Origin of the sequence: Gluconobacter kondonii, from assembly GCF_002723995.1 — a bacterium.
In the GTDB taxonomy this organism is placed as follows: domain Bacteria; phylum Pseudomonadota; class Alphaproteobacteria; order Acetobacterales; family Acetobacteraceae; genus Gluconobacter; species Gluconobacter kondonii.
Map to the genome: position 1 here is coordinate 84,292 of NZ_BEWP01000002.1, position 20,241 is coordinate 104,532.

Consider the following 20,241-nt stretch of genomic DNA (forward strand, 5'->3'; position numbering starts at 1 on the left):
TAAAAATATCAAAACGCCCCGCAGGCTCCTGCGGGGCGTTTTGATATTCAGAGACAGCGATCCAGATGCTCCCGAGCGAAAACAAGCTGCATAGAGTCATGTACCCGACAATCCTCCTCCGATTGCGGAACTGTGCAGGCTTCAGAACTGTCCTGTAACGGCTCATGCTTCACAGCAGAAGAAAACGACTGCTCATCTGGCAGAGCCGCGGCAATCAGAGCCGCCAGATGTTCAAAATCACTGGTTCCTAATGGCCCCGGCTCAACGTGCGGCCTTTGGTGAACGATCCAGTTTTTTGTCAGCTCTTTCAGGCTGCCCCATTCCCGCACTCCCTCCGAAGACGGCGTCTCAGCCATTCCCTCCGTTGTCGCAACAGCAAGGGCATGAAAGTCGGAGTCTGTAAGCAAAGCAGGATGGGACGATACGCCCTTTCTGCAAACCCAACTCCTCAGAGAGTTTTTGATAGCCGAGACAACTTCGTTTTTAACCATGATCTGCGCGCTTCATCATCGGGAATTCGTCAATTCTGCAATCAAAAACGGCCACAGAAAGAGATCAAATCCCTGTTGTTTGCTCTTCGACGTCATTTCGTCTTGATGATCCGTTGAACCAAATCGTCATAACGCTCCAGATAATCATCCAAACAGAGTTCGGCTTCAGCATAACGCCGGGCTTCCTGCCCCAATCGACGGGCGCTGCGACGATCATCCAGAAGCTGCAATGTCGCCTCTGCGATTGCAGCTGAGTCCAGAAACGGTACCAGACGCCCGGTGACATCATGCGTAATGAATTCCCTGACGGGCGCTGTATCACTCCCGACAACCGGACAACCTGTCGCCATAGCTTCACGTAGAGACCAGGACGCAACAAACGGATAGGTCAGATACAAATGAGCATCTGATCGTCGCAGTAAGGCTCGGAAATCATCATATTCGACCTTTCCGACAAAATGCACACGGTCAAGGTCCAGCTTACCCGCCAGTTCGCGCAACATGAATTCGCGCCAGCTTCCTCCACTAGGAGGAAGTGTGCCGTAGCTGACCCTGTCTCCACCCACAAGAATGACCTGCGCATCCTTACGCTCGGCCAGAATACGCGGGAGCGCGCGCATGACCACATGAAATCCCCGATAGGGTTCAAGATCACGGGCAACATAAGTGACAAGCGCATCTTTGGGGGTGATCCGAACCCCGTTAATGACGAGATTGCGCCGCTTAGCCTGAGGCTCGGGGGAACAGAGATCCAGATTCACCCCTTCCCGCAGCAGTGAAATTTTTTCCCGCGCCCATTCAGGATAGGTTTCACGCTGAAATTTTGTCGGGCTCTGACCATAACCGTTTGTCAGACAAAGTGCTTGCAGATTAATCGAATTCTTGACCCGCACGGCAGCCGCCAGTTCCGCAGAGGGCGGGAACTCCGGGTCAAAACCGACATCATTCTGATCCGCGTGGTAGAAAAACTCGAAATATCCAAGGATCGGACAACCGGGGAAAACATCCCCCAGATTCAGCAGTTCACCCCAGCCATGATGTCCGACAATAATATCAGGCTCATAACCCAGCCCCTTGAGCGTGCGGGCCGCAGTTGCAACGGCTTCGGCACGGAGCAGGCCATATTCAAATTCTCTCAGATGGGGATGCGTCTCCATCGAAGGCAGACGCGGGACACGGTAGATAGCGCGCCTGACACCCGGAATATGGTTGTTGTTCGCCTCCGAAATAAAGACGATCTCGTGACCCTGCGCGAGGAGATGACGGACAAAATGAAGGAATTGCCCGGGAAAATTCTGATGGACGAATAGGTAACGCACGTTTTCTCCGGAGCGACTGGAACCCTCCGTGAAGTCCTGTTCGCGCACGGAGAAGACAGCGGATGACAGAGACCTTCAAAGTGACCGGGGAACACAGGTTCCTTCCCCAGTCACTTTGCCAGACCTCAATGGCAGTCAGGAAACCGCAGCAGATTTACGCTTTCTGGATGCGGCGGGTTTGGCCGGAGCATCAGCGGCTTTTGCAACGCGTGCCTTTGGGGCAGCCTTTGCAGGAGCTTCCGGCTCCACCAGTGCCTCATTTTCAGGCACGATTTCAAGCAGGAAGGCTTCCAGAGGGGCGAGGCTTTCAGCTTCAAGCGCCTCGGAACCATCAACAGGGCCAAGGCGCGTTCCATCCGTGAAGGACGCCGTAAGACGAATCTTCAATGTTTTCGCGGATTCACCCTTCAGACGAACACGCAACCCGAGGATCGGAAGCGCCATGCCACGCGATCCACAATACTGACCGCCTTCAGCCCAAGGGGAAAGCCATCCCTTGCCGAGAACGGCCTGATATTCAATGTCCGCAACCGGAACGCCATTTTCGGGAGCAATACTAAAGCCCTCAATCCAACCCTGGCTGCCCGGAACACCCATCCAGTGCCCGATACCACCCGTCACATCGCCACGGCGTTGGATATGTGCGGAAATATCCTTGGAAACGGCCTGCTCCGCCGCAGTTTCAACCTTTTCAGCAGCAGGAGACGCGGGAGCGGATTCTGGAACAGCAGATTGCGAAGGTGCTGTAGTCACAGGACCGGCAAGCTGTGCAACCTGCAGACGAGGAGCTGCGTGAAGGCTGTCAGGCTCCTGATACGTTGTCACCAGAACAGCGGCCGGACCACGCATGACTCGCACCAGAGCAGCGCCGTTTGAGCCACCGATCCAGCCATCTTCCTCGAAAGTGCTGACGGCCACGATTCCGGGAGGCGTACCCGGCGCGCGTGAAATCCGGACGCCCGGCAATCCGGCGGGACCTGCAGGAGCCTGACCAGCAGCATGGAAAATGCAGAAAATTCCTGCATCCAGCACCATCATATGTGCCCCGGCCTTAAGGTCGATGACCCGGTTCTGTCGTGGTGCTTCGGCGGCGTTAGACATTCCCTACTCCCAATTGCATCCGTTCTTACGGGCAATAATACTGGCATGTTTCTAGACTGTCACGAATGGTCGTCACAGTTATGAGCGGTATTCCGACGAGATGTTGCAACAGCTTTCGACAAATACCGGTTTCTGTTCAAGCCACCATAATGGACTGTTTCGATAGAAAAGGTAAACCATCCCTCACTGAAGCGCGCCCCAGCGTCGAATCACTATCATGGCAAGCTGAAACGGCGGCATCCCCAGTGGTACAGCCAGACCAGTTCCGCTTCGCGTGACCCGCTCTCCCTGTGCGCCCAGATCGAAACAGACCGCCTCCAGACCGCTGCGCCAGATATGGCCCAGAGCATAACACCAGGTCTCCGGTGCAATGGAAGGAATCAGCCCGACATCTGGCTGCTGCTGCTGGATCAATGCCTGCACTTCATCTTCACGATATTCACCCGTAACCCGGACTCCGAGCGACATCAGAGCATCGTCATCATGCGTATGTCCAACCAGAGAAAGCTCAATCGGAAGGCGGTGCTTCTGGATTTCGGCAGCTAGTGTCAGCAGGACGTCGTACCCTTTCCACCGACTGATCCCGCCCACGACACAAACCCGCACCGGTTGCCCATATGCGGCGTGATGACCTGTCCGGATACTCTTGCGAAGCGTAGCATCATCTTCCAGCGCAACAGCTTCAATAATCACACCGGGAAAGTGCCGTCTGATCCGTCGCACGGTGTCTTCAGAAGGCGCCATGAGCCTTCGGGCGCCAGACAGCTCCTGTCCTGAACGCGCCACCAGAGCAGACACCGAAATGTCTTCTCCCAGATAACCACCCCAGCGTGTCACACACTGTTCACATCCCGTTATGTCCGGCTCGCCACAGTAACGCCCCTCTCCGTCGCAGAGGGAAATACGCGGGCAAAACCAGACATGGTCGTGAATAAACACATCATACGGCACCCCAAGCCGCTCATGTAATGTTCTGACGCAGGGTGCATGGCCTATCAGATGATGCCATTCGACAACCTGGACCCGCACGGTCCGAAGCACGTCCAGCAGAAGCGGAAGGTCCTCGGAAAGGCGGAACGTCAGGTTGGGGAAGCGCTTGTCGTCCAAAGCATCTTCCAGACTACATCCTTGCTCATGGGGACGCAGAGCAAGCGCCAAGCCACCATCAGCTTCAAACACTTCCGAGCGTTCACGCACCACCCGCCCGACACCGCCTCCTGCGTCATGCTGCACCATCAGCATAGCAGACCGCCCCCCAGCCAGACGGATCAAACGTGCGATATCCAGTCTGCGCCGGGTTGTATGCAGAGGGTCGGCGTCGATAAAGCGTTTCACCAGACGATCATAACCGGGGTGCAGAGCGTTAAGAATCTTCAGATTCCGTGCACCAAGAGATTTTCCGGCCGTCCCGAATGAGACCGATCCGATATGGGCGACAAACAGATCCGGGGCGGGGAGATGTCGAAAACCGCTCGCAGACGCCCGAAGGCAAAAATCGTTTTCCTCGCCGTACCCCTGACCGAACAGATCCTCCCGAAACAGACCAATCTCGGCCAGACAATCTGCGGAAATCGCCATACAAAAACCGTGAGCGGTAGGGAGGTCCGGCCCGTCGCAAGAAGTTTTGCCCGTTGCTTTGAATGTCTCCTGACACAGCCGGTCCAGCGCCCGCATGTCCGCAAGTGACGGAACCGGATTGGGACGATCCACGGCAGGATAGGACAGGATCGTCGCGTCATTGGAAAATGGCGTCACCGTTCCAACATCGGTGAAGGCCAATCTTGCCCGCATCCGTTCAACCCAACCCGCGGGAACGAGCGTATCGCTGTTGAGCAGCAGAATATCCCGCCCCTCTGCCGCCCGCATGCCGTCATTGGCAGAAATCGGAAAACCTTGATTCTGGAGATGGCGGATCAGGACGATCCGGCCTTCCGCTGCCAGTTGATCGAGCGCTCGCGCCAGAGGAGGCTCAGGGGTCGCGTCGTCCACGACGATCACCGACACATCGGCCGGGCATGTCGCCAGCACGGTGCGCAAACAGGCCATTGTCCGGCGCAGATCCGCATAAACCGGAATGACAACCGCGCATCCCGGACTTGTGCGGGGACAGCGCGGGCGTGGCGTCCAGGTTCTGACCTTTACGGGCCGCAGTCGGGCAGGCAGGCCACCTCGTCGGCCCAACGTCAGTCTCCCTACGAGCGGATCTACGGGTGCTCCCGTCAAAAGACATCCGTTTTCGTCTCGCAATGCCAGAGGGCCAGTGTCGTTTTCTGGCACACGGCTGGTTGGGATATGAAAAACCTTCGTGCGGGCCAGAGGAATGTCGCTGTCCACATCCTCTGCAAATGTCTCGGCCCGGAAGGTGGCCCCATCCCAAAGCGTGACACAAGGGCTATATTCAGGTTCAGCCGGAGCCCAGATCCAGCCTCTCAGGCCATCAGACGTCGCTTCAACAAAAGATTCACATCGCGTCAGGACACGAATGTCCAACGGACTGCCGAGAACATGCCGACGACCAACGCGCACGTCCAAAGAACGGGCCGAACGCCAGTCTTTCGGCAGATCATATGTGCCGCTTTCGTTTCCCTGAATGCACTCCTGCCCGTCCAGAAACAGCTTGAACGGTCGGGATACTTCGATGAAAATGGTGTCCGTATTGGATGCGGTCATCCAACCCGGACGTCCAGCCGCAACAGCGATCTGTCTGGCCAGAAGATGCGTTTGCGGCGTGGCATGGAAACGCGAAAGAGCCGTCTGCATTCTGTGAATGGCCTCTTCCATCCGCTGAAGCCGCACAAGGCAGATAACCTCCAGAAACGCTGCTTCCCGCAAGCCGAAATCCTGACGCAACCCCTCCATTCGCACCAAACAGTCGCTGATCCGCCCTGCCGACAGACAGGCCAGCCCGACGGACCATTTCAGATTGGGATTATGACGGGACATTCTTTCCGCCCGCTCCAACCAGAACAGACCCAGAGACGTATTACCCGCCTGAAGAGCGGCCTGTCCTCTGGCAAAAGCCTCCTGCGCTCTACGGCTCATGGCCTCCCGCCAGCGGAGCCGGTCTTCTTCGCTGACAACCCGTCCAAAGCCCGCGAATGACGCACTCAGTTTCTGTTCGCTGGAGGCGAGCCGCTCAGAAGACACGCAGATCAGTCATCGTCATCGGGCTGCGCTTCGTCCAGAAGGGCCAGTTCCGCTTCTGCATCCTTGATGTTCTGCGCTTTCGCACGCTCCAGCCATATCCGACCTTCAACCGGATCCGTCACACCAGCCAGTCCACGGCAGAGGTAACGACCCAGCATCATCTGCGCCAGTCCGTTACCCCGCTGCGCGGCCTTGCGGAACCATATCTGAGCCTGAGGCCGGTTTTCGGGAATATCATGTCCCCCACCATAAAGCGCCGCCAGCGAGAACATCGCATCCACATTGCCACTTTCAGCAGCATTCTGATACAGCGCCAGGGCTTTCTCATGATCCCGGCGTCCATTGATGCTTCCATCAACCAGCAGCCCAGCAACCGCGACCTGAGCCTCAGCCATGCCAGAGTCCGCAGCTTTTTCCATCCAATACAACGCCTGCGTTGGATCAGGTTGTACGCCGCGACCTTCAAGCAGCATCCTGCCATACCAGTACTGGGCATTCACCACACCGTCCGCAGCTTTCTGCATCCACCGTGCGGCTTCACGTCCATTCTGTTCGCCAGTCACGCCCTCGGCAAAACAGACGCCGAGATTGTAAGCCCCCACCAGATCGCCTTTTTCAGCCGCTTTTTCAAAGCGGGCGTGCAGCGCCTGTTTTTCATCGGGTGTAGCGGAAGCCCCTGCGAGGATCAGGTTGCCAAAATCGGCATCTGCATGTGCATCCCCAGCTTCAGACGCAATTTTGAACCAGTGGGATGCGACATCAGGGTCCTGATGCACCCCGTTTCCAGTCAGATACAGCAGTCCCAAAGCCCGCGCTGCGCCAGCATGCTTCTGTTCTGCGGCAAGCCGATACCATTTTGATGCCTCAACGAGATTGGGCGGCAAATCTCCACCATTAGCGCACAGATCACCAAGTAAAGCAGCAGACTGCGTGTCACCATTCGTCGCAGCCCGCTTCAGCCAGGTTTCAGCCCGGCCGAAATGCCTGCGGATTCCGGTCCCCTCCAGAAGCATCAATCCGTAGCGGGCCTGCGCCGTCACAATATTGCGTTCGGCCGCCTCATGAAAATAGGTAGCGGCTTTGCCGAGATCGCGTGGCACACCCGAACCTGATTCATACATCCGGCCAAGAATATCAAACGCCGTCCCAAGACCACCTTTCGTCGCTTCCATCAAATGCCGGGCCGCAGAAGAAAGCTCCTCATCTGTCCTAGCATTGTCGAGAATGGAAAGGGCCACTCCCAGATGCCCTTGCGAACATCCTGCCGCAGCAGAGCGGTCGTACCATGAACGGGCCTGCGACAGATCCCGCAGATCTTCAGGCCCGTTCGTAAGAATATAGCCAAGAAGCGCCTGGGCATCAGGAGACCCGGCTTCCGCAGCAATCTTGGCCCAATGGAGGCCAAGATGAAAATCCGGATGTCTGGGACCAGACGAGGGGACGTGAGAAAGATCCAGTCCATCGCGGACTGACTGAATTTCAAATCCTTCCGGAAGCCCCACCGTGTAAAGAGTGGCCAGAACGAAAGTTGCTTCAGTATGACCCGCCTGTGCCGCCTGATAGATCCAACGGGCTCCATCTCCCAAACTGGGAGGAACGCCGATTCCATCCAGATAGGCACGCCCGACGCGGAAGGAGGCTTCCCCGTCTCCAGTCGCCGCGAGGCGACTGAACAGAGCAAATCCCTGAACCGCCTTGCCACTTTCCGTCAGACGGATTGCATATTCTAGCTTCCCCTTTGACGAAAACAGGGCGGCAAGTCGAGATTTGAATGACATGGGCAGCACAAGTCCTGAATCACTGTCGTGTTGGAACGCCCGGACTTTACCGGACGTTCAACTTGAGTGTTGTTAGAAACACTCAAACTCCCTGTTACGGCTCCCTCATACCATTCGTCAGGGCAGGCGTAAGGTTGTTGAACAGATACTGCAGCACGGTCCGTTTTCCGACGTCGATATCAGCAGTCAAAGACATGCCCGGCATAGGATGGAAAAACGATGGCTGACCATGCAGCGTGTAACGGTCAATCCGCAAGCGAACACGATAGACACCCAACGCAGTGGAATCTTCGGAAGACGGACTCCCATTTCCACTCGCACCGCCATTCTGCGACGACGGTGTGAAAGCATCGGCACTGATGACACGAACCGTAGCTTCTGCACCCCCATATTGGTCATAAGGGAACGTCGAGAATTTCAGGATTGCGTGATCTCCAACCTGAACGAAGCCTACATCCTGCGAGCGCAAAACGGCCTCCATCTCCAGCCCATATCCCGTGGGAACAAGGGTAATGAACTGCCCCGCAGACTGAAGAACGGAGCCGACCGATCCCTGCCCAACAGTCAAGACAATACCATCTTCCGGGGCACGCAGAAGGACAAGATCCTGACGCAGACGGGCTTTTTCAAACGAGCTGCGATATTCTGACAGATGATGACCGGCCTCCGTCAGTTCCGAGTAAATCTTGGCCTGCCAGTTACCAATATAACCGTCGCGTTCCGCCTTCATGGCAGCCAGCTTTTTCTCGGCAGAATTCGCACTTTGCTGAGCGGATATTTCCGACCGCTCGGCTTCCATCATTTCGCTCTGGGCACCGAGAGTTGAAAGCCGGGATCCCACCTGATCAGCCTGTTCGCGCTGTCTCATCTGAAGCACTTCAGACGCAACCCGCATCTTGCTGCCATACATGGCCGCATTGGCACGGTATCCCTGAATGTCGCTTTCAAGACCCGCAATCTGCTGATCGTAATTTTCGATATGGCCCTGATATTCGGCCTTGCGACGCAAGAACGCTGCTCCCTGCTCCACAGATGCCGGATTATTCAGATCGACCTTGTAGTCCTGACCGGCAGCTTCTGCTTTCAGACGATCATACTCAGCCTGATAGGCATCACGTTGCAGCCGCATATTTGTAATATCGGCTTCGGTAATCGTCGGATCGAGATGGGCGAGAACCTGCCCCTTTTTCACGAAATCGCCAACCCGCACATCAATCGAGCGGATAATTGCCGTTTCAAGCGGCTGCACAACGATCGTCGGCTGCGTAGAAATCAGGCGCCCGGGTGTTGAGACAACACGGTTGATCGGGAAGAATGCCATCGCAGCCAGGGATGCCATAAACAGCCCCCCGATCAGCAGGATAACATAACGCGCTGAGGGCGTGGCTGGAAGATTGACGAGCCCGGCTGTCGGTGAATGGAATTCCAGCAACGCTAGCGGAATATCATCAGGAGCAAACGGATCCGCAGCAGAGCGCGGAATATGCTGGTTGAAGTCTTCGTCGGCCTGCTGGGGCGTCCGGTCATCTTTCGGAATCATGTCGGAAGAGCTCATGATTACTCTCCTTCAGTCAGTTGCCCGGCAGCGCCAGGAACATCGTTATCTGCCATGTGCCGGTTCTGCTGCAGCCAGAGCATCCGGTAGATCTCGCAACGTTCAAGCAGGATCTTGTGCGGTGCGATATCGACCAATTTACCCTTATCCATGACAGCAATTTGATGGCAGTCCACAAGAGAGGAAAGACGATGGGAGACGATCACCATCGTACGACCCTTGCCGATCCGCTGCAGGTTGGCGTTCACAAGCGCTTCAGATTCCGGATCCAGAGCCGAGGTCGCCTCATCAAGGATCATCAGTTTCGGATCACTGATGACAGCACGTGCAATCGCAAGCCTCTGCCTCTGACCACCCGAAATATTGGTCGAACCTTCTTCAATCCATGTGTCGTAGCCAGCCGGCATACGCTCAATGAACTCCTCAGCACCGGCAAGGCGCGCGGCCCGGATGGCATCATCAATCGTCAGACCGGGCCGACCAGCAGTGATATTGTCACGGATCGTACCACGGAACAGGAAGTTGTCCTGAAGAACAACACCAAAAGAGCGACGCAGATGGGTCAGGTTAATTTCCCGCAGATCCACTCCGTCAAGGCGCAGATAACCCGTATAGTTACGGCTAACACCTTGCAGAAGGCGCGTTACTGTCGACTTTCCAGATCCTGAACGTCCCACAAGACCAAGCATTGTACCTGCCGGAATATCGAACGTCACATCATTCAGGGCTTTGCTGGTCGATCCTGGGTAAGAGAAATCAACATTTACGAAAGACAGCGCGCCTTTGATGACAGGACGCATCCCGGTTGTCAGCGCCTTGGTCTCCGTAGGCTGGTTCAACACTTTTCCGGCTTCGCTGAGGGAAACACTGACCTCATTGAATGCTTCCATCAGTCTGGCGAGATTGACCAGCGGACTGGCAACACGCCCGCCCAGCATCATGAAACCCATCAACGCGCCAGCCTGCATGGAGCTTGCATTTGTAAGAATGAGATAGGCACCAATCAGGATAATGCCGCGGTTAATAAAAATTTCGAATGGCATGGCAAGCGTCTGCGGCCAACTGGCCATGCGCCCTGCCGCCAGTTTCCAACGGACAACTTCAGCCGTTCGCTCGTCCCATACTTCACGTCGTGTCGCTTCCAGAGCCAGCGTCTTGACCGTCCGGATACCGGCGACCGTCTCATAGAGAACCGAGCCACGCTTCATTTCCGCTATAACCTGTCGACCGATGACACGCGTAACAGGAGGCAGGAAAATCACAACAATGAGACCGATACATCCTGCGGCGGCAAGTGTCATCCAAGCCAAAGTGGCACTGAGGATGAACAGGACAGGAAGGACCACAACAAGCGTAAAAAGATCCAGCAGGGTTGTCATCAACTGACCGGTCAGAAAGTCTCTAACCTTAAAGACAGACATAAACCGGCCCAGAATCTCACCCGTCTGTTCACGCTCGTAGAATTCGAGCGGAAGGGCAAGAAGTCTGTTGAACGCATGCAGCGAAATTCTCGCATCCAGTCGGGTAGAGAGAATCAGAGAAAGTTCGCGGCGGGCGTAGGTCAGCAGAATTTCATAAAACGACAGAATAAGAATAAAGCCGCTCATCGAAATGAGCGTCGCCATGGAGTGATAATTCACCACACGATCGATAACCTGCATGACGATCAGTGCTGGAAAAATCTGAAGGATACTCAACACCAGCGACGCAAAGGCGATGTCGCGCATGACCTTCTTTTCGCGGAGCACCATCTTGGAGAACCACAAAAGGTCGAAGTTGGCGTCCGCTTCGGATTCGTCCCGACGGCGTTTGACCAGCAGGACATCTCCGGTCCAGACCTGCATGAGTCGCAGCTCGTCAACCGGAACCGGCGCATCCCCTTCCCCGCCCATCGGATCTCGGAGCCAGACCACGCCTTTTTCAGCATCAGCGCGAACCATGAGGCCCGCTGATCCGTCCTTGAACATCAGGACAACAGGCGGCGCATTACGGATTTTGATCAGGTAGCGCCAACGAAGGCGCATGCCTTTGGCAACAGCACCCTGTTCATTCAGCCATCTTGCCAGAGTAGCGGGGGACGGTGAATCCTCCCCCGGCTCGGCCGCAAAATCGCGGATATCCAGTTCCAGACCGTGATAACGGGCTGCGGCCAGCACGGCGTAAAGCCGGATGACGGTCGGACTGACTCTTCCGCCCGGGCCTGACAAGCTCTGGGTATGCTCCACGAAATGTCCTCTATGCTGTTGTCGCGCCAAAGGCGGACCAAAGGGCGGCACCAAAGGCAGGAACGCCAGTTCGTCTTCTCATGAATAGAGAAGACTCTCTTTTCCGTCACCACCCCTACAGGCCGGAACGGAAAAATACCTAACGCCAGCATAGTCCAGAAGGATCAAAAACTCATTAACAGCTTCAGGAACAGTCCCGTTTTGCAGGCATATTTTTCTTACGCCCGCAATGCCGGGAACCCATTACTTCGTCGTATAGCCACCATTGACCAGAATGGTCTGTCCTGTCATCCACCAGCCGTCCGACACAAGACAGCGAACGATCGGGACGATGTCTTCGATATCGGTCAGGCCGGTCCGACTGAGCGACGATAAGGCTGCTGCGGTCTTGTGATAGGCCACGGCTTCAGAGCCTTCCTGACCGTAGAAAAATGGCGTGTCCATCGGACCCGGACCAATGGCGTTGACGGAAATGCCGCGGCTTCCGAACTCCTTCGACGCCGCGCGCGTCACATGTTCGACGGCAGCCTTGGACCCGGCATAGGTTGAATAAAACGGCGTATAGGCGCCCAGCAGGGACGTCACGATCGTGAGCAGCTTGCCGTTGTCGTTCAGATGACGTCCGGCTTCCTTAATGAAAAAATAGGCCGCCTTTGCATTGACCGCGAACATCTCGTCATACTCGTCCTCGGATGTCTGAAGGATCGGCTTCTTGAGGACTTTTCCGGCCGTATTGATGGCGATATCCGGCTTTCCGAAAGCCGCCACGACCTCTTCGAACAGTCTGGAATTCGCGCTGGCGGTGGTCAGATCGCCCTGAAACGCCTGTGCCTGAACACCGAGCTTCGTCAGCGCCGCCACTGTTGCGTCCGCCTCTGCTTTCGTGACGGCGCTGTTGTAATGAATGGCGATGGCAGCCGCGCCCTGAGCGGCGAGATCCAGAGCGATCAGTCTGCCGAGATTTTTGGCGCCTCCCGTAATGAGAGCGGTTTTTCCCTTGATGCTGTGATCGGCCATGAGAGGATGTCCTCGCAATGATGGATGATGACAGGGACTATGATTTGTCGATAAATCCGGAAAAAGTCTGAAATTCTGACATCATCCGTCAGATTTTCCGAACAAAACACGGAAGACATCATGGACCGGATCGACCTGCTTCGTATTTTCATCCGGGTTGCGGAAAGCGGCAGTTTTACGCATGCGGCCGATACGCTCCAGATGCCCCGTTCCACGGTTTCGACCGCCATTCAGGAACTGGAAAACCGGCTTGGCACACAGTTACTAGCGCGGACGACGCGTTCTGTACGGCTCACCGATGACGGGCAGAGGTTTCAGCAGACAGCCCTGCGGCTTCTGGGGGATTTCGAGGAAGCCGAGAACCAGTTCCGGCTTCACAGTTCGGAAACGCGCGGTCATGTGCGGGTCAACCTGCCCAGCCGGATCGGGCGACTGGTGGTGGCTCCCGCCTTGCCCGCGTTTCTGGAGCAGTATCCGGGGCTCGATATCGAGCTCGGCATGACGGATCGCAGCATCAATCTGGCCGAAGATGGAACCGACTGCGTGCTCCGGGTTGGCCCCTTGCAGGATTCCAGTCTGATCGGACGCAGGCTCGGACTCTTGCCCGTCTTCAATGTCGCAAGCCCGTCCTATCTGGAGCGTTTCGGCATTCCCCTGACACCTGATGACCTGTCAGCCCATCAGGCCGTTCTCTATGCCTCCCCCTCCACCGGGCGGATCGAGGCATGGGAATGGGAGCGGGACGGACGGGAAGAAAGCCGCGCGGTTCAGGGGCGTGTGACGGTGAACAGTGCGGAAGGATTGGTCGCCTGCTGTCTGGCCGGGCTCGGCCTCGCACAACTCCCGGCCTATGACGTCTTGCCCCATCTCCGGCGTGGAGAACTGGTGGACATCCTGCCGCAATGGCGGGCCGCGCCATTGCCAATGACGCTGCTCTTCCCACACAGAAAGCATCTCTCCCGCCGGCTCGAAGTCTTTACGGAGTGGCTGACGGGGCTTCTGGAACGACACTGCTTTCCCCATGAACTCCGGGACTAAACAAAGAAGAGAGGTCTTTCCTTTTGGTCTTTAGTGAGCCATCTAAAGACAGACTTTTCCAGTCCTGATTGGATCTCCGATGCAGCTTTCCCGCATCTATGCGTCCCTGCCCGAGCAGTTTTCCGCCCCCCTCACCCAGGCGCCGCTCCGCAATCCGCAGATCGTGGCATTGAACGAGCCTCTGGCGCGAGAACTGGGGCTGGACCCGGACTGGCTCCGCAGCCCTCCGGGACTGGCATTTCTGGGTCAGGGAAGTCGACCGGATGGCACACCTCCGGTGGCAATGGCCTATGCGGGGCATCAGTTCGGGCATTTCGTCCCAAGCCTCGGGGACGGACGGGCGATGCTGGTCGGAGAAGTCACCGATCGGGCGCGGCGGCTTCGGGACATCCATCTCAAAGGCTCCGGGCCGACACCGTTTTCACGACGCGGGGACGGACGGGCGGCTCTGGGGCCGGTCCTGCGGGAATATGTGGTGAGCGAAGCCATGCACGCGCTCGGCATACCGACGACACGCGCACTGGCCGCCCTGACAACGGGCGAGAGCGTGATGCGCGAGACCATGCAGCCCGGCGGCGTCATTGTGCGGATTGCGTCCAGCCATGTGCGGGTCGGGACATTCCAGTATTTCGCGGCACAGGACGACACTCAGAGCGTCCGCATTCTCGCGGATCACGTCATCGGGCGTCTGTATCCGGAGTTATCGGACGCCGAAAACCCCTATCTGGCGCTGCTTGAAACCGTGACGGCCCGACAGGCGGACTTGGTGGCGCGGTGGATGCTGATCGGGTTCATTCATGGCGTCATGAACACGGACAACATGTCCATCGCGGGCGAAACCATCGATTTCGGCCCCTGCGCCTTTCTGGACGCTTATGATCCGGCAAAGGTTTTCAGCTTCATTGATCAGAATGGCCGCTATGCCTACGGGAACCAGCCCGACATGGCTCTGTGGAATCTCGGCCGACTGGCGGAAACCCTCCTGCCGCTCTTGGACTCCACCCATGAACGGGCGGTTGAACAGGCCAAAAGCGCGCTGATGCGCTTTGATGGCGTCTTCAACGAGTCCTATCTCGGTGGCTGGCGCAGAAAGATGGGGCTGGCTCTGGAAGAAGACGGAGATGCCCGGCTGGCGGGGCGACTGCTGACGGCCATGCATCGTGGAGAAGCGGATTTCACGCTCACATTCCGCAGACTTGGGGACGCTGTTCAGAGCGGACGGACTGAGGACGTCGTGTCGCTGTTTGGGCCGGGGTCGAAGATCGAAGACTGGATCGGGGACTGGAAGGGGCGGCTGGATCGGGAAGAACGCTCCGCAGAGGCCTGCCATGCCGACATGCAGGCCACGAATCCGCGCATCATTCCGCGCAATCACCGGATCGAGGAGATGATCCGTTCAGCCGTAGCAGGCGACTATACGCCGTTCCATCGTCTGAGCGAGGCGCTGTCGCATCCGTTTGAAGACGGAGCTGACGGGTTCGAAGCCCCGCCGACAGTTCATGAACAGGTGAAAAACACCTTCTGCGGCACCTGATACGCCGCAAAAACAGGATCAGGCTGGCTGCGGCGTCAGCATACGGCTGCGGTTGAACAGGCTTTTGACCTGAGCATAAAGCGCGCCAAAGTCGGACATGCAGGCATTGTGCAACGCGCGCACGCTCTCATGCGTCGCATAGAACCGCAGGGTGTTCAGGCTTCCCGTCATGATGGCTGTCCCCAGAAAGACGCCATCGACATGAATGACCTTGGAACTCAGCATTGGTCTTCAACCTCGTCATGGCCCCCGCGTCGGGAGCACAGAATGTTTCCACGTTCTTTTAGGAACGCATCACTAACGGGGCTCATGCCACATCGTTGCCTGACAAAACGTGACCCTTTTATGATACGGCGTCCCGCCCGCGGAACGATCCCGCCTTTCTCTATGACGTCACAGGAGACAAGGGGATGGACTCACCCCAAACCATGCGGGAAAACGCAAACCATGCCTCGCACCCCTCATACTGCCGCTGACCTCCCCCATCTGTGGCTGCCCTACACCCAGATGCAGACTGCCTCCTTCCCCGTGAAAGCCGCCCGCACATCCGGCAGCCGGATCACGCTTGCGGACGGGCGCGAGCTTGTGGACGGCGTGGCGGCGTGGTGGACGGCGTGTCACGGCTACAGCCACCCGCACATCCATGAAGCGTTGGTCCGTCAGGCCGGGCAGATGCCGCATGTGATGTTCGGAGGCATGGTCCACGAACCGGCCATCCGTCTGGCCGCGCGGCTGGCCGCGATGCTGCCGGATGATCTTGAGCGCGTGTTTTTCACCGATTCCGGGTCGGTCGCGATGGAAGTCGCGATCAAGATGGCGGTGCAGTACCACATCAATCGTGGAACCACGGGTCGGACAAAGATCCTCTCTTTCCGCGGCGGCTATCACGGGGACACGCTGGGCATGATGTCCATCTGCGACCCCGAGGAAGGCATGCACAGCCTGTTCGCCGGCGTCTTGCCCGAACAGGTTCTGGCCGATCTGCCCGTGGATGCGGACAGTCTGGCGCGGCTTGAAGCCCTGCTGGTGGAACGCGGCGACAGCATCGCAGCGATGGTCACGGAGCCGCTGGTTCAGGGCGCAGGCGGGATGCTGTTCCATGACCCCGAAGTTCTGCGCCAGCTGCGCAACCTGTGCGACCGGCATGGAATCCTGCTGATCCTCGACGAAATCTTCACCGGCTTCGGTCGCACAGGGACAATGTTCGCCTGCGAACAGGCCGGGATCGTGCCGGATATCGTGGCCCTTTCGAAGGCTCTGACGGGCGGCACCATGGCGCTGGCCGCCACCGTAGCCCGGCGCGGCGTTTTCGAGGCGTTTCTGTCCGACAGCGCCGGGCACGCCCTGATGCACGGACCGACCTTCATGGCCAACCCACTGGCCTGCGCGGTCGCCAACGCGTCGCTGGACCTGTTCGAGTCCGAGCCTCGGCTGGAGCAGGTCGCAGCGATCTCGGCCCAGCTCGCGCGGGAACTGGAGCCCTGCCGCGCACTATCCGGTGTGAAGGACGTGCGCGTCCTCGGCGCCATCGGCGTCGTGGAGCTTGAGACGCTGGACAACCCGGACGCCCTGCGCCGCGCCTTCGTGGAACGTGGCGTCTGGATCCGGCCCTTCCGCAACATCGTCTATCTGACGCCAGCTTTTACGATCACACCCGAAGAACTCACACGCCTGACGACAGCCATCGTGGACGTGTTGCGGGAGGGCGCATGAGCCTGTTCGACAGCCATTTCACAGCCGCCCTGAGCGAGCGCGAAACCGCAGGGACGCGCCGGACCCTACGTCCGGTAGTCCGGCAGGACGGCATGATCGTCCGCGACGGACGGCGGATGCTGGATGTGTCGTCCAACGACTATCTCGGGCTGGCGGATCACCCGCTGCTGCGCGAACGCGCTGCCGACTGGGCGTTACGCTTCGGGACAGGCGCGCGCGCCTCGCGGCTGGTCAGCGGAACACTGGACCTGCACCGGCAGGTCGAGACGAAAATGGCGGCCTTCAAAGGCTGTGAGGACGCGATCCTGTTCGCCTCGGGCTGGCAGGCCAATGCGTCCGTCATGCCCGCTTTGTGTGCACTCTCCGTCGCCCGAACAGGCGCGCCGATGCTGGTGTTTTCAGACCGCCTGAACCACGCCAGCCTGCATCATGGCTGCGCGGCGGCAAGCGTGCGGCAGATCCGGTTCCGGCATAACGACCTGTCCCATCTGGAAAACCTGCTGAATCGCGAGGCCGAAAAACCCGGCCTGCGGATGATCGTGACGGAGAGCGTGTTCTCCATGGACGGAGACCGGGCGGACATTCCGGCCCTGCGGGCACTGGCCGACCGGGCGGGCGCGTTCCTTTATATTGACGAGGCCCATGCGACCGGCGTTCTAGGGCCGAAAGGTCGCGGCCTGTCCTGCGGGATGGCCGATCTGACGATGGGCACATGCAGCAAGGCGCTTGGCGGGATGGGCGCTTACGTCGCGGGCTCGAAACCGCTCTGCGACTATCTGGCGAACCATGCGTCAGGCTTCATCTACAGCACAGCGCTCCCCCCTGCAATTCTGGGCGCGATCGATGCGGCACTGGATGTCACACCTGGTCTGGATGAGGAACGCGCCCGGCTGCTCGGAAAGGCGGAACGACTTCGGGTCATGCTGCATGGCGCGGGGCTGTCCACGGCGGACTCCACGACCCAGATCGTGCCGGTGCTGATCGGGGAATCAGAAGGCGCCATGACGGTAGCCGCCCGACTTGAAGAGGCCGGGTTCCTGACGGTCGCGATCCGGCCACCAACGGTCCCCGCAGGAACCGCACGGCTGCGGCTGGCACTCCATGCCGGACTGGACGATGCCGCAATCGATCGCCTCGGACAGGCCGTCATCGCTTTGACAAGAGACGTTGCATGACACGCGCGCTCTATCTCGTGCATGGCTGGGGCTTCGATGCGTCCTTCTGGGCACCACTGCTGTCGCATCTGCCGGATGTGAACGCGCAGGTCGTGGATTGCGGGTATTTCGGCGCCGAACATCGTCCTGCATTGCCCGAAACGCCTTATCTGGCGATCGGACATTCCGCCGGATCTCTGGCGCTGCTGGGGCAGGATCTGCCGGGATGTGACGGGCTGGTATTTTTCAACGGCTTCCCGCGCTTTACTGCCGCACCGGACTTCCCGAACGGCACACCCGAACGGGTTCTGGTCCGGATGCGCGCACGCCTGAAACGCGATCCAGCCGCCGTACTGCACGATTTCCGGGCCCTTTGCGGAACGGAAGCCCCCCTTCCCGGTGAGCCGGATACTGAAACACTGGATAGGGGACTTGAGGCGCTTCAGCAGCAGGACCATCAGGCGCAGGCAGCCGACTGGGGAAACAGGCTGCACTGGATGACGGGCACGGACGATCCGTTCGGGGCCGCACAGACCGGGTTCGCATCACCGGGCGAACGGGTCTCAGGCGGCCATCTCCTGCCCCTCACCCATCCCGGACTCTGCGCGGACTTCGTGCGACGGAGGCTCGATGACGCAGGCTGACGACACCCTGCGCCGCAACAGCATCGCCGCGCGCTTCGACGCGGCGGAGGGCTATGACGCCGCCGCACATATCCAGCGCCGCTGCGTCACTGCGCTGATGGAGCGCATCCGGACGGCAACGACGGAGCAGACACCTGCCTCCATTCTGGAATTCGGCTGTGGAACGGGCTTCCTGACAGCCCGGCTTGCCGGGCAGTTCCCTCAGGCCTCTCTGCTGGCGAGCGATCTGGCCCCCGGCATGATCGCACGGGCCAAGCAGCACCTTGCCGAAAAACCCATCCGCTTTCACATCATGGACGCCGAGCATCCGGACACATCCGGGCCGTTCGACCTGATCGCTTCCAGTCTGTGCCTGCAATGGTTTTCCAACCGAGCCGAGGGATTACGCAGGCTCTGCGACCTCCTCGCACCACAGGGACGACTCATCGTCGCAACCCTCCTGCAAGACAGTCTGGACGAATGGAAACAGGCCTGTCTGGCGGAAGGCGCACCCTGCGGCGTGCCGGATTATCCGTCCGTCCCGACCGTGGAAGCGGAATGGCCCAACAGCGGTACCGGATCGTGGGAGGTGCTGACCCTGCACGATCCTGTCGGCAGCGCGCGCGAGTTCCTGCGGGGTCTGCGGCAGATCGGGGCATCCCTGCCCCGTCAGGATAGCACCCCCGCCAGCATCGCGGCCCTGCGCCGGGCCATGCGGCATTTTGACCGCACAAGTTCCGACGTGACCTATCAGATCGGTATCGGGACGTTTGTGAAATCCGGAGAAGGACCACAGTTATGAGCTCTCAACGCGGCGTCTTCGTCACGGGAACGGATACCGGCATCGGCAAGACCCTCGTCAGCGCCATTCTGTGCCGCGCCTGGAACGCCACCTACTGGAAACCGCTTCAGACAGGCCTTACGGACGAAGATGGCGACACGCCGACCGTGCGGGATCTGGCCGGTCTGGACCCGTCCCGCATCATTCCCCCGGCTTATGCGTTTCAGGCCCCGCTCGCGCCACTCGCGGCAGGGGATCTGGAAAACGTGACGGTCAATCCGGGGCGGCTCGTCCTGCCACAGGTGCCGGAGACACTTGTCGTGGAAGGCGCAGGCGGGCTGATGGTGCCGGTGCGTGAGGACATGATGATCATGGACCTGATCGAGCGTCTGGGTCTGCCCGTCGTTCTGGTTACACGCAGCGGACTGGGGACGATCAATCATACTCTTCTAAGCCTTGAGGCCCTAAGGCGGCGCGGTGTTCCGGTTCTGGGCGTGGTTCCGGTCGGACCGCCCAATCCCGGAAATGAACGCGATATTGCACACTTCGGAAAAACGCCTATCCTGTTCCGGGTTCCGCAGTTTGACGCGATAACAGAAACGGTCGTCTCTGAATTATCGGGTCACGTTCCGTCACTTGATGTCTTGCAGCAACAGATTTCACAATAATGTGTCATCTTAGGCGCATGCCATAAAAAGGCCGCGTCAACCCTTGTGAAATAACGTCCTCGTCATAGAAGGGCTCTTCGCAACGCAAGGCTTCCGG

At 58.5% G+C, this 20,241-nt stretch carries 16 protein-coding genes; 7 read left to right on the forward strand and 9 right to left on the reverse strand.

Going from position 1 to position 20,241, the window contains the following annotated elements; genetic code table 11:
- Positions 1 to 47: 47 nt before the first annotated feature.
- The 8 genes from GKO01_RS02860 to GKO01_RS02895 all read right to left on the reverse strand — a co-directional run bounded on the left by GKO01_RS02860 (position 48) and on the right by GKO01_RS02895 (position 12,633).
- Positions 48 to 491, reverse strand: coding sequence for a hypothetical protein (locus GKO01_RS02860; protein WP_145994730.1), 444 nt, complete (start codon positions 489 to 491; stop codon positions 48 to 50).
- A 92-nt stretch (positions 492 to 583) separates the two neighbouring features.
- Positions 584 to 1,810 carry a glycosyltransferase family 4 protein gene (locus GKO01_RS02865; RefSeq protein WP_099285668.1) on the reverse strand — a complete coding sequence of 409 codons (1,227 nt, stop codon included), beginning with the start codon at positions 1,808 to 1,810 and terminating at the stop codon, positions 584 to 586.
- Positions 1,811 to 1,945: 135 nt separating this feature from the next.
- Entirely contained in the window at positions 1,946 to 2,911 is a 966-nt protein-coding gene (locus tag GKO01_RS02870) for a hypothetical protein (protein WP_099285669.1), read from the reverse strand.
- Positions 2,912 to 3,094: 183 nt separating this feature from the next.
- Positions 3,095 to 6,058 carry a glycosyltransferase gene (locus GKO01_RS02875; protein ID WP_244901299.1) on the reverse strand — a complete coding sequence of 988 codons (2,964 nt, stop codon included), beginning with the start codon at positions 6,056 to 6,058 and terminating at the stop codon, positions 3,095 to 3,097.
- A gap of 5 nt (positions 6,059 to 6,063) precedes the next feature.
- On the reverse strand, positions 6,064 to 7,836 hold the full coding sequence (locus GKO01_RS02880; protein ID WP_099285670.1) for a tetratricopeptide repeat protein: 1,773 nt from the start codon (positions 7,834 to 7,836) through the stop codon (positions 6,064 to 6,066).
- Positions 7,837 to 7,930: 94 nt separating this feature from the next.
- Entirely contained in the window at positions 7,931 to 9,391 is a 1,461-nt protein-coding gene (locus tag GKO01_RS02885; RefSeq protein ID WP_167383414.1) for an HlyD family type I secretion periplasmic adaptor subunit, read from the reverse strand.
- Positions 9,392 to 9,393: 2 nt separating this feature from the next.
- Positions 9,394 to 11,544 (reverse strand): peptidase domain-containing ABC transporter, encoded by a 2,151-nt coding sequence (locus tag GKO01_RS02890; protein ID WP_099285855.1) that lies wholly within the window; start codon positions 11,542 to 11,544, stop codon positions 9,394 to 9,396.
- Positions 11,545 to 11,859: 315 nt separating this feature from the next.
- Positions 11,860 to 12,633: an SDR family oxidoreductase gene (locus GKO01_RS02895; RefSeq protein ID WP_099285671.1), complete on the reverse strand. Its 774-nt coding sequence runs from the start codon at positions 12,631 to 12,633 to the stop codon at positions 11,860 to 11,862.
- Between the two features lie 120 nt (positions 12,634 to 12,753).
- On the opposite strand from GKO01_RS02895, the gene GKO01_RS02900 reads away from it, so the two are divergent.
- Together GKO01_RS02900 and GKO01_RS02905 are read left to right on the forward strand one after the other, a co-directional pair.
- Positions 12,754 to 13,671, forward strand: coding sequence for a LysR family transcriptional regulator (locus GKO01_RS02900; protein ID WP_099285672.1), 918 nt, complete (start codon positions 12,754 to 12,756; stop codon positions 13,669 to 13,671).
- 79 nt (positions 13,672 to 13,750) lie between these two features.
- Positions 13,751 to 15,205 (forward strand): protein adenylyltransferase SelO, encoded by a 1,455-nt coding sequence (locus tag GKO01_RS02905; protein ID WP_099285673.1) that lies wholly within the window; start codon positions 13,751 to 13,753, stop codon positions 15,203 to 15,205.
- An 18-nt stretch (positions 15,206 to 15,223) separates the two neighbouring features.
- Here GKO01_RS02905 and GKO01_RS02910 read toward each other — a convergent pair whose 3' ends face one another.
- Positions 15,224 to 15,430 (reverse strand): hypothetical protein, encoded by a 207-nt coding sequence (locus tag GKO01_RS02910; protein WP_099285674.1) that lies wholly within the window; start codon positions 15,428 to 15,430, stop codon positions 15,224 to 15,226.
- A gap of 222 nt (positions 15,431 to 15,652) precedes the next feature.
- On the opposite strand from GKO01_RS02910, the gene GKO01_RS02915 reads away from it, so the two are divergent.
- From GKO01_RS02915 to bioD, 5 genes are read left to right on the forward strand one after another with little or no spacing between them, the layout of a single operon-like run.
- Positions 15,653 to 16,918, forward strand: coding sequence for an adenosylmethionine--8-amino-7-oxononanoate transaminase (locus GKO01_RS02915; protein ID WP_099285675.1), 1,266 nt, complete (start codon positions 15,653 to 15,655; stop codon positions 16,916 to 16,918).
- Positions 16,915 to 18,093 carry an aminotransferase class I/II-fold pyridoxal phosphate-dependent enzyme gene (locus tag GKO01_RS02920; protein ID WP_099285676.1) on the forward strand — a complete coding sequence of 393 codons (1,179 nt, stop codon included), beginning with the start codon at positions 16,915 to 16,917 and terminating at the stop codon, positions 18,091 to 18,093. The genes GKO01_RS02915 and GKO01_RS02920 overlap by 4 nt, the downstream gene beginning before the upstream one ends.
- Positions 18,090 to 18,716: an alpha/beta hydrolase family protein gene (locus tag GKO01_RS02925; RefSeq protein ID WP_099285677.1), complete on the forward strand. Its 627-nt coding sequence runs from the start codon at positions 18,090 to 18,092 to the stop codon at positions 18,714 to 18,716. The genes GKO01_RS02920 and GKO01_RS02925 overlap by 4 nt, the downstream gene beginning before the upstream one ends.
- A complete protein-coding gene (locus GKO01_RS02930; protein ID WP_099285678.1) occupies positions 18,703 to 19,497 on the forward strand; it encodes a methyltransferase domain-containing protein in 795 nt (264 codons plus the stop codon). Before GKO01_RS02925 ends, GKO01_RS02930 begins: the two co-directional genes overlap by 14 nt.
- Positions 19,494 to 20,144 carry a dethiobiotin synthase gene (gene bioD, locus GKO01_RS02935; protein ID WP_099285679.1) on the forward strand — a complete coding sequence of 217 codons (651 nt, stop codon included), beginning with the start codon at positions 19,494 to 19,496 and terminating at the stop codon, positions 20,142 to 20,144. The genes GKO01_RS02930 and bioD overlap by 4 nt, the downstream gene beginning before the upstream one ends.
- Positions 20,145 to 20,241: the final 97 nt, after the last annotated feature.

Bases quoted from the DNA above. Each gene is read 5' to 3' on its own strand.
- GKO01_RS02860 (WP_145994730.1), bottom strand. From the start codon at position 491: ATGGTTAAAAACGAAGTTGTCTCGGCTATCAAAAACTCTCTGAGGAGT.
- GKO01_RS02870 (WP_099285669.1), bottom strand. From the start codon at position 2,911: ATGTCTAACGCCGCCGAAGCACCACGACAGAACCGGGTCATCGACCTT.
- GKO01_RS02880 (WP_099285670.1), bottom strand. From the start codon at position 7,836: ATGTCATTCAAATCTCGACTTGCCGCCCTGTTTTCGTCAAAGGGGAAG.
- GKO01_RS02885 (WP_167383414.1), bottom strand. From the start codon at position 9,391: ATGAGCTCTTCCGACATGATTCCGAAAGATGACCGGACGCCCCAGCAG.
- GKO01_RS02895 (WP_099285671.1), bottom strand. From the start codon at position 12,633: ATGGCCGATCACAGCATCAAGGGAAAAACCGCTCTCATTACGGGAGGC.
- GKO01_RS02900 (WP_099285672.1), top strand. From the start codon at position 12,754: ATGGACCGGATCGACCTGCTTCGTATTTTCATCCGGGTTGCGGAAAGC.
- GKO01_RS02905 (WP_099285673.1), top strand. From the start codon at position 13,751: ATGCAGCTTTCCCGCATCTATGCGTCCCTGCCCGAGCAGTTTTCCGCC.
- GKO01_RS02910 (WP_099285674.1), bottom strand. From the start codon at position 15,430: ATGCTGAGTTCCAAGGTCATTCATGTCGATGGCGTCTTTCTGGGGACA.
- GKO01_RS02915 (WP_099285675.1), top strand. From the start codon at position 15,653: ATGCCTCGCACCCCTCATACTGCCGCTGACCTCCCCCATCTGTGGCTG.
- GKO01_RS02920 (WP_099285676.1), top strand. From the start codon at position 16,915: ATGAGCCTGTTCGACAGCCATTTCACAGCCGCCCTGAGCGAGCGCGAA.
- GKO01_RS02925 (WP_099285677.1), top strand. From the start codon at position 18,090: ATGACACGCGCGCTCTATCTCGTGCATGGCTGGGGCTTCGATGCGTCC.
- GKO01_RS02930 (WP_099285678.1), top strand. From the start codon at position 18,703: ATGACGCAGGCTGACGACACCCTGCGCCGCAACAGCATCGCCGCGCGC.
- bioD (WP_099285679.1), top strand. From the start codon at position 19,494: ATGAGCTCTCAACGCGGCGTCTTCGTCACGGGAACGGATACCGGCATC.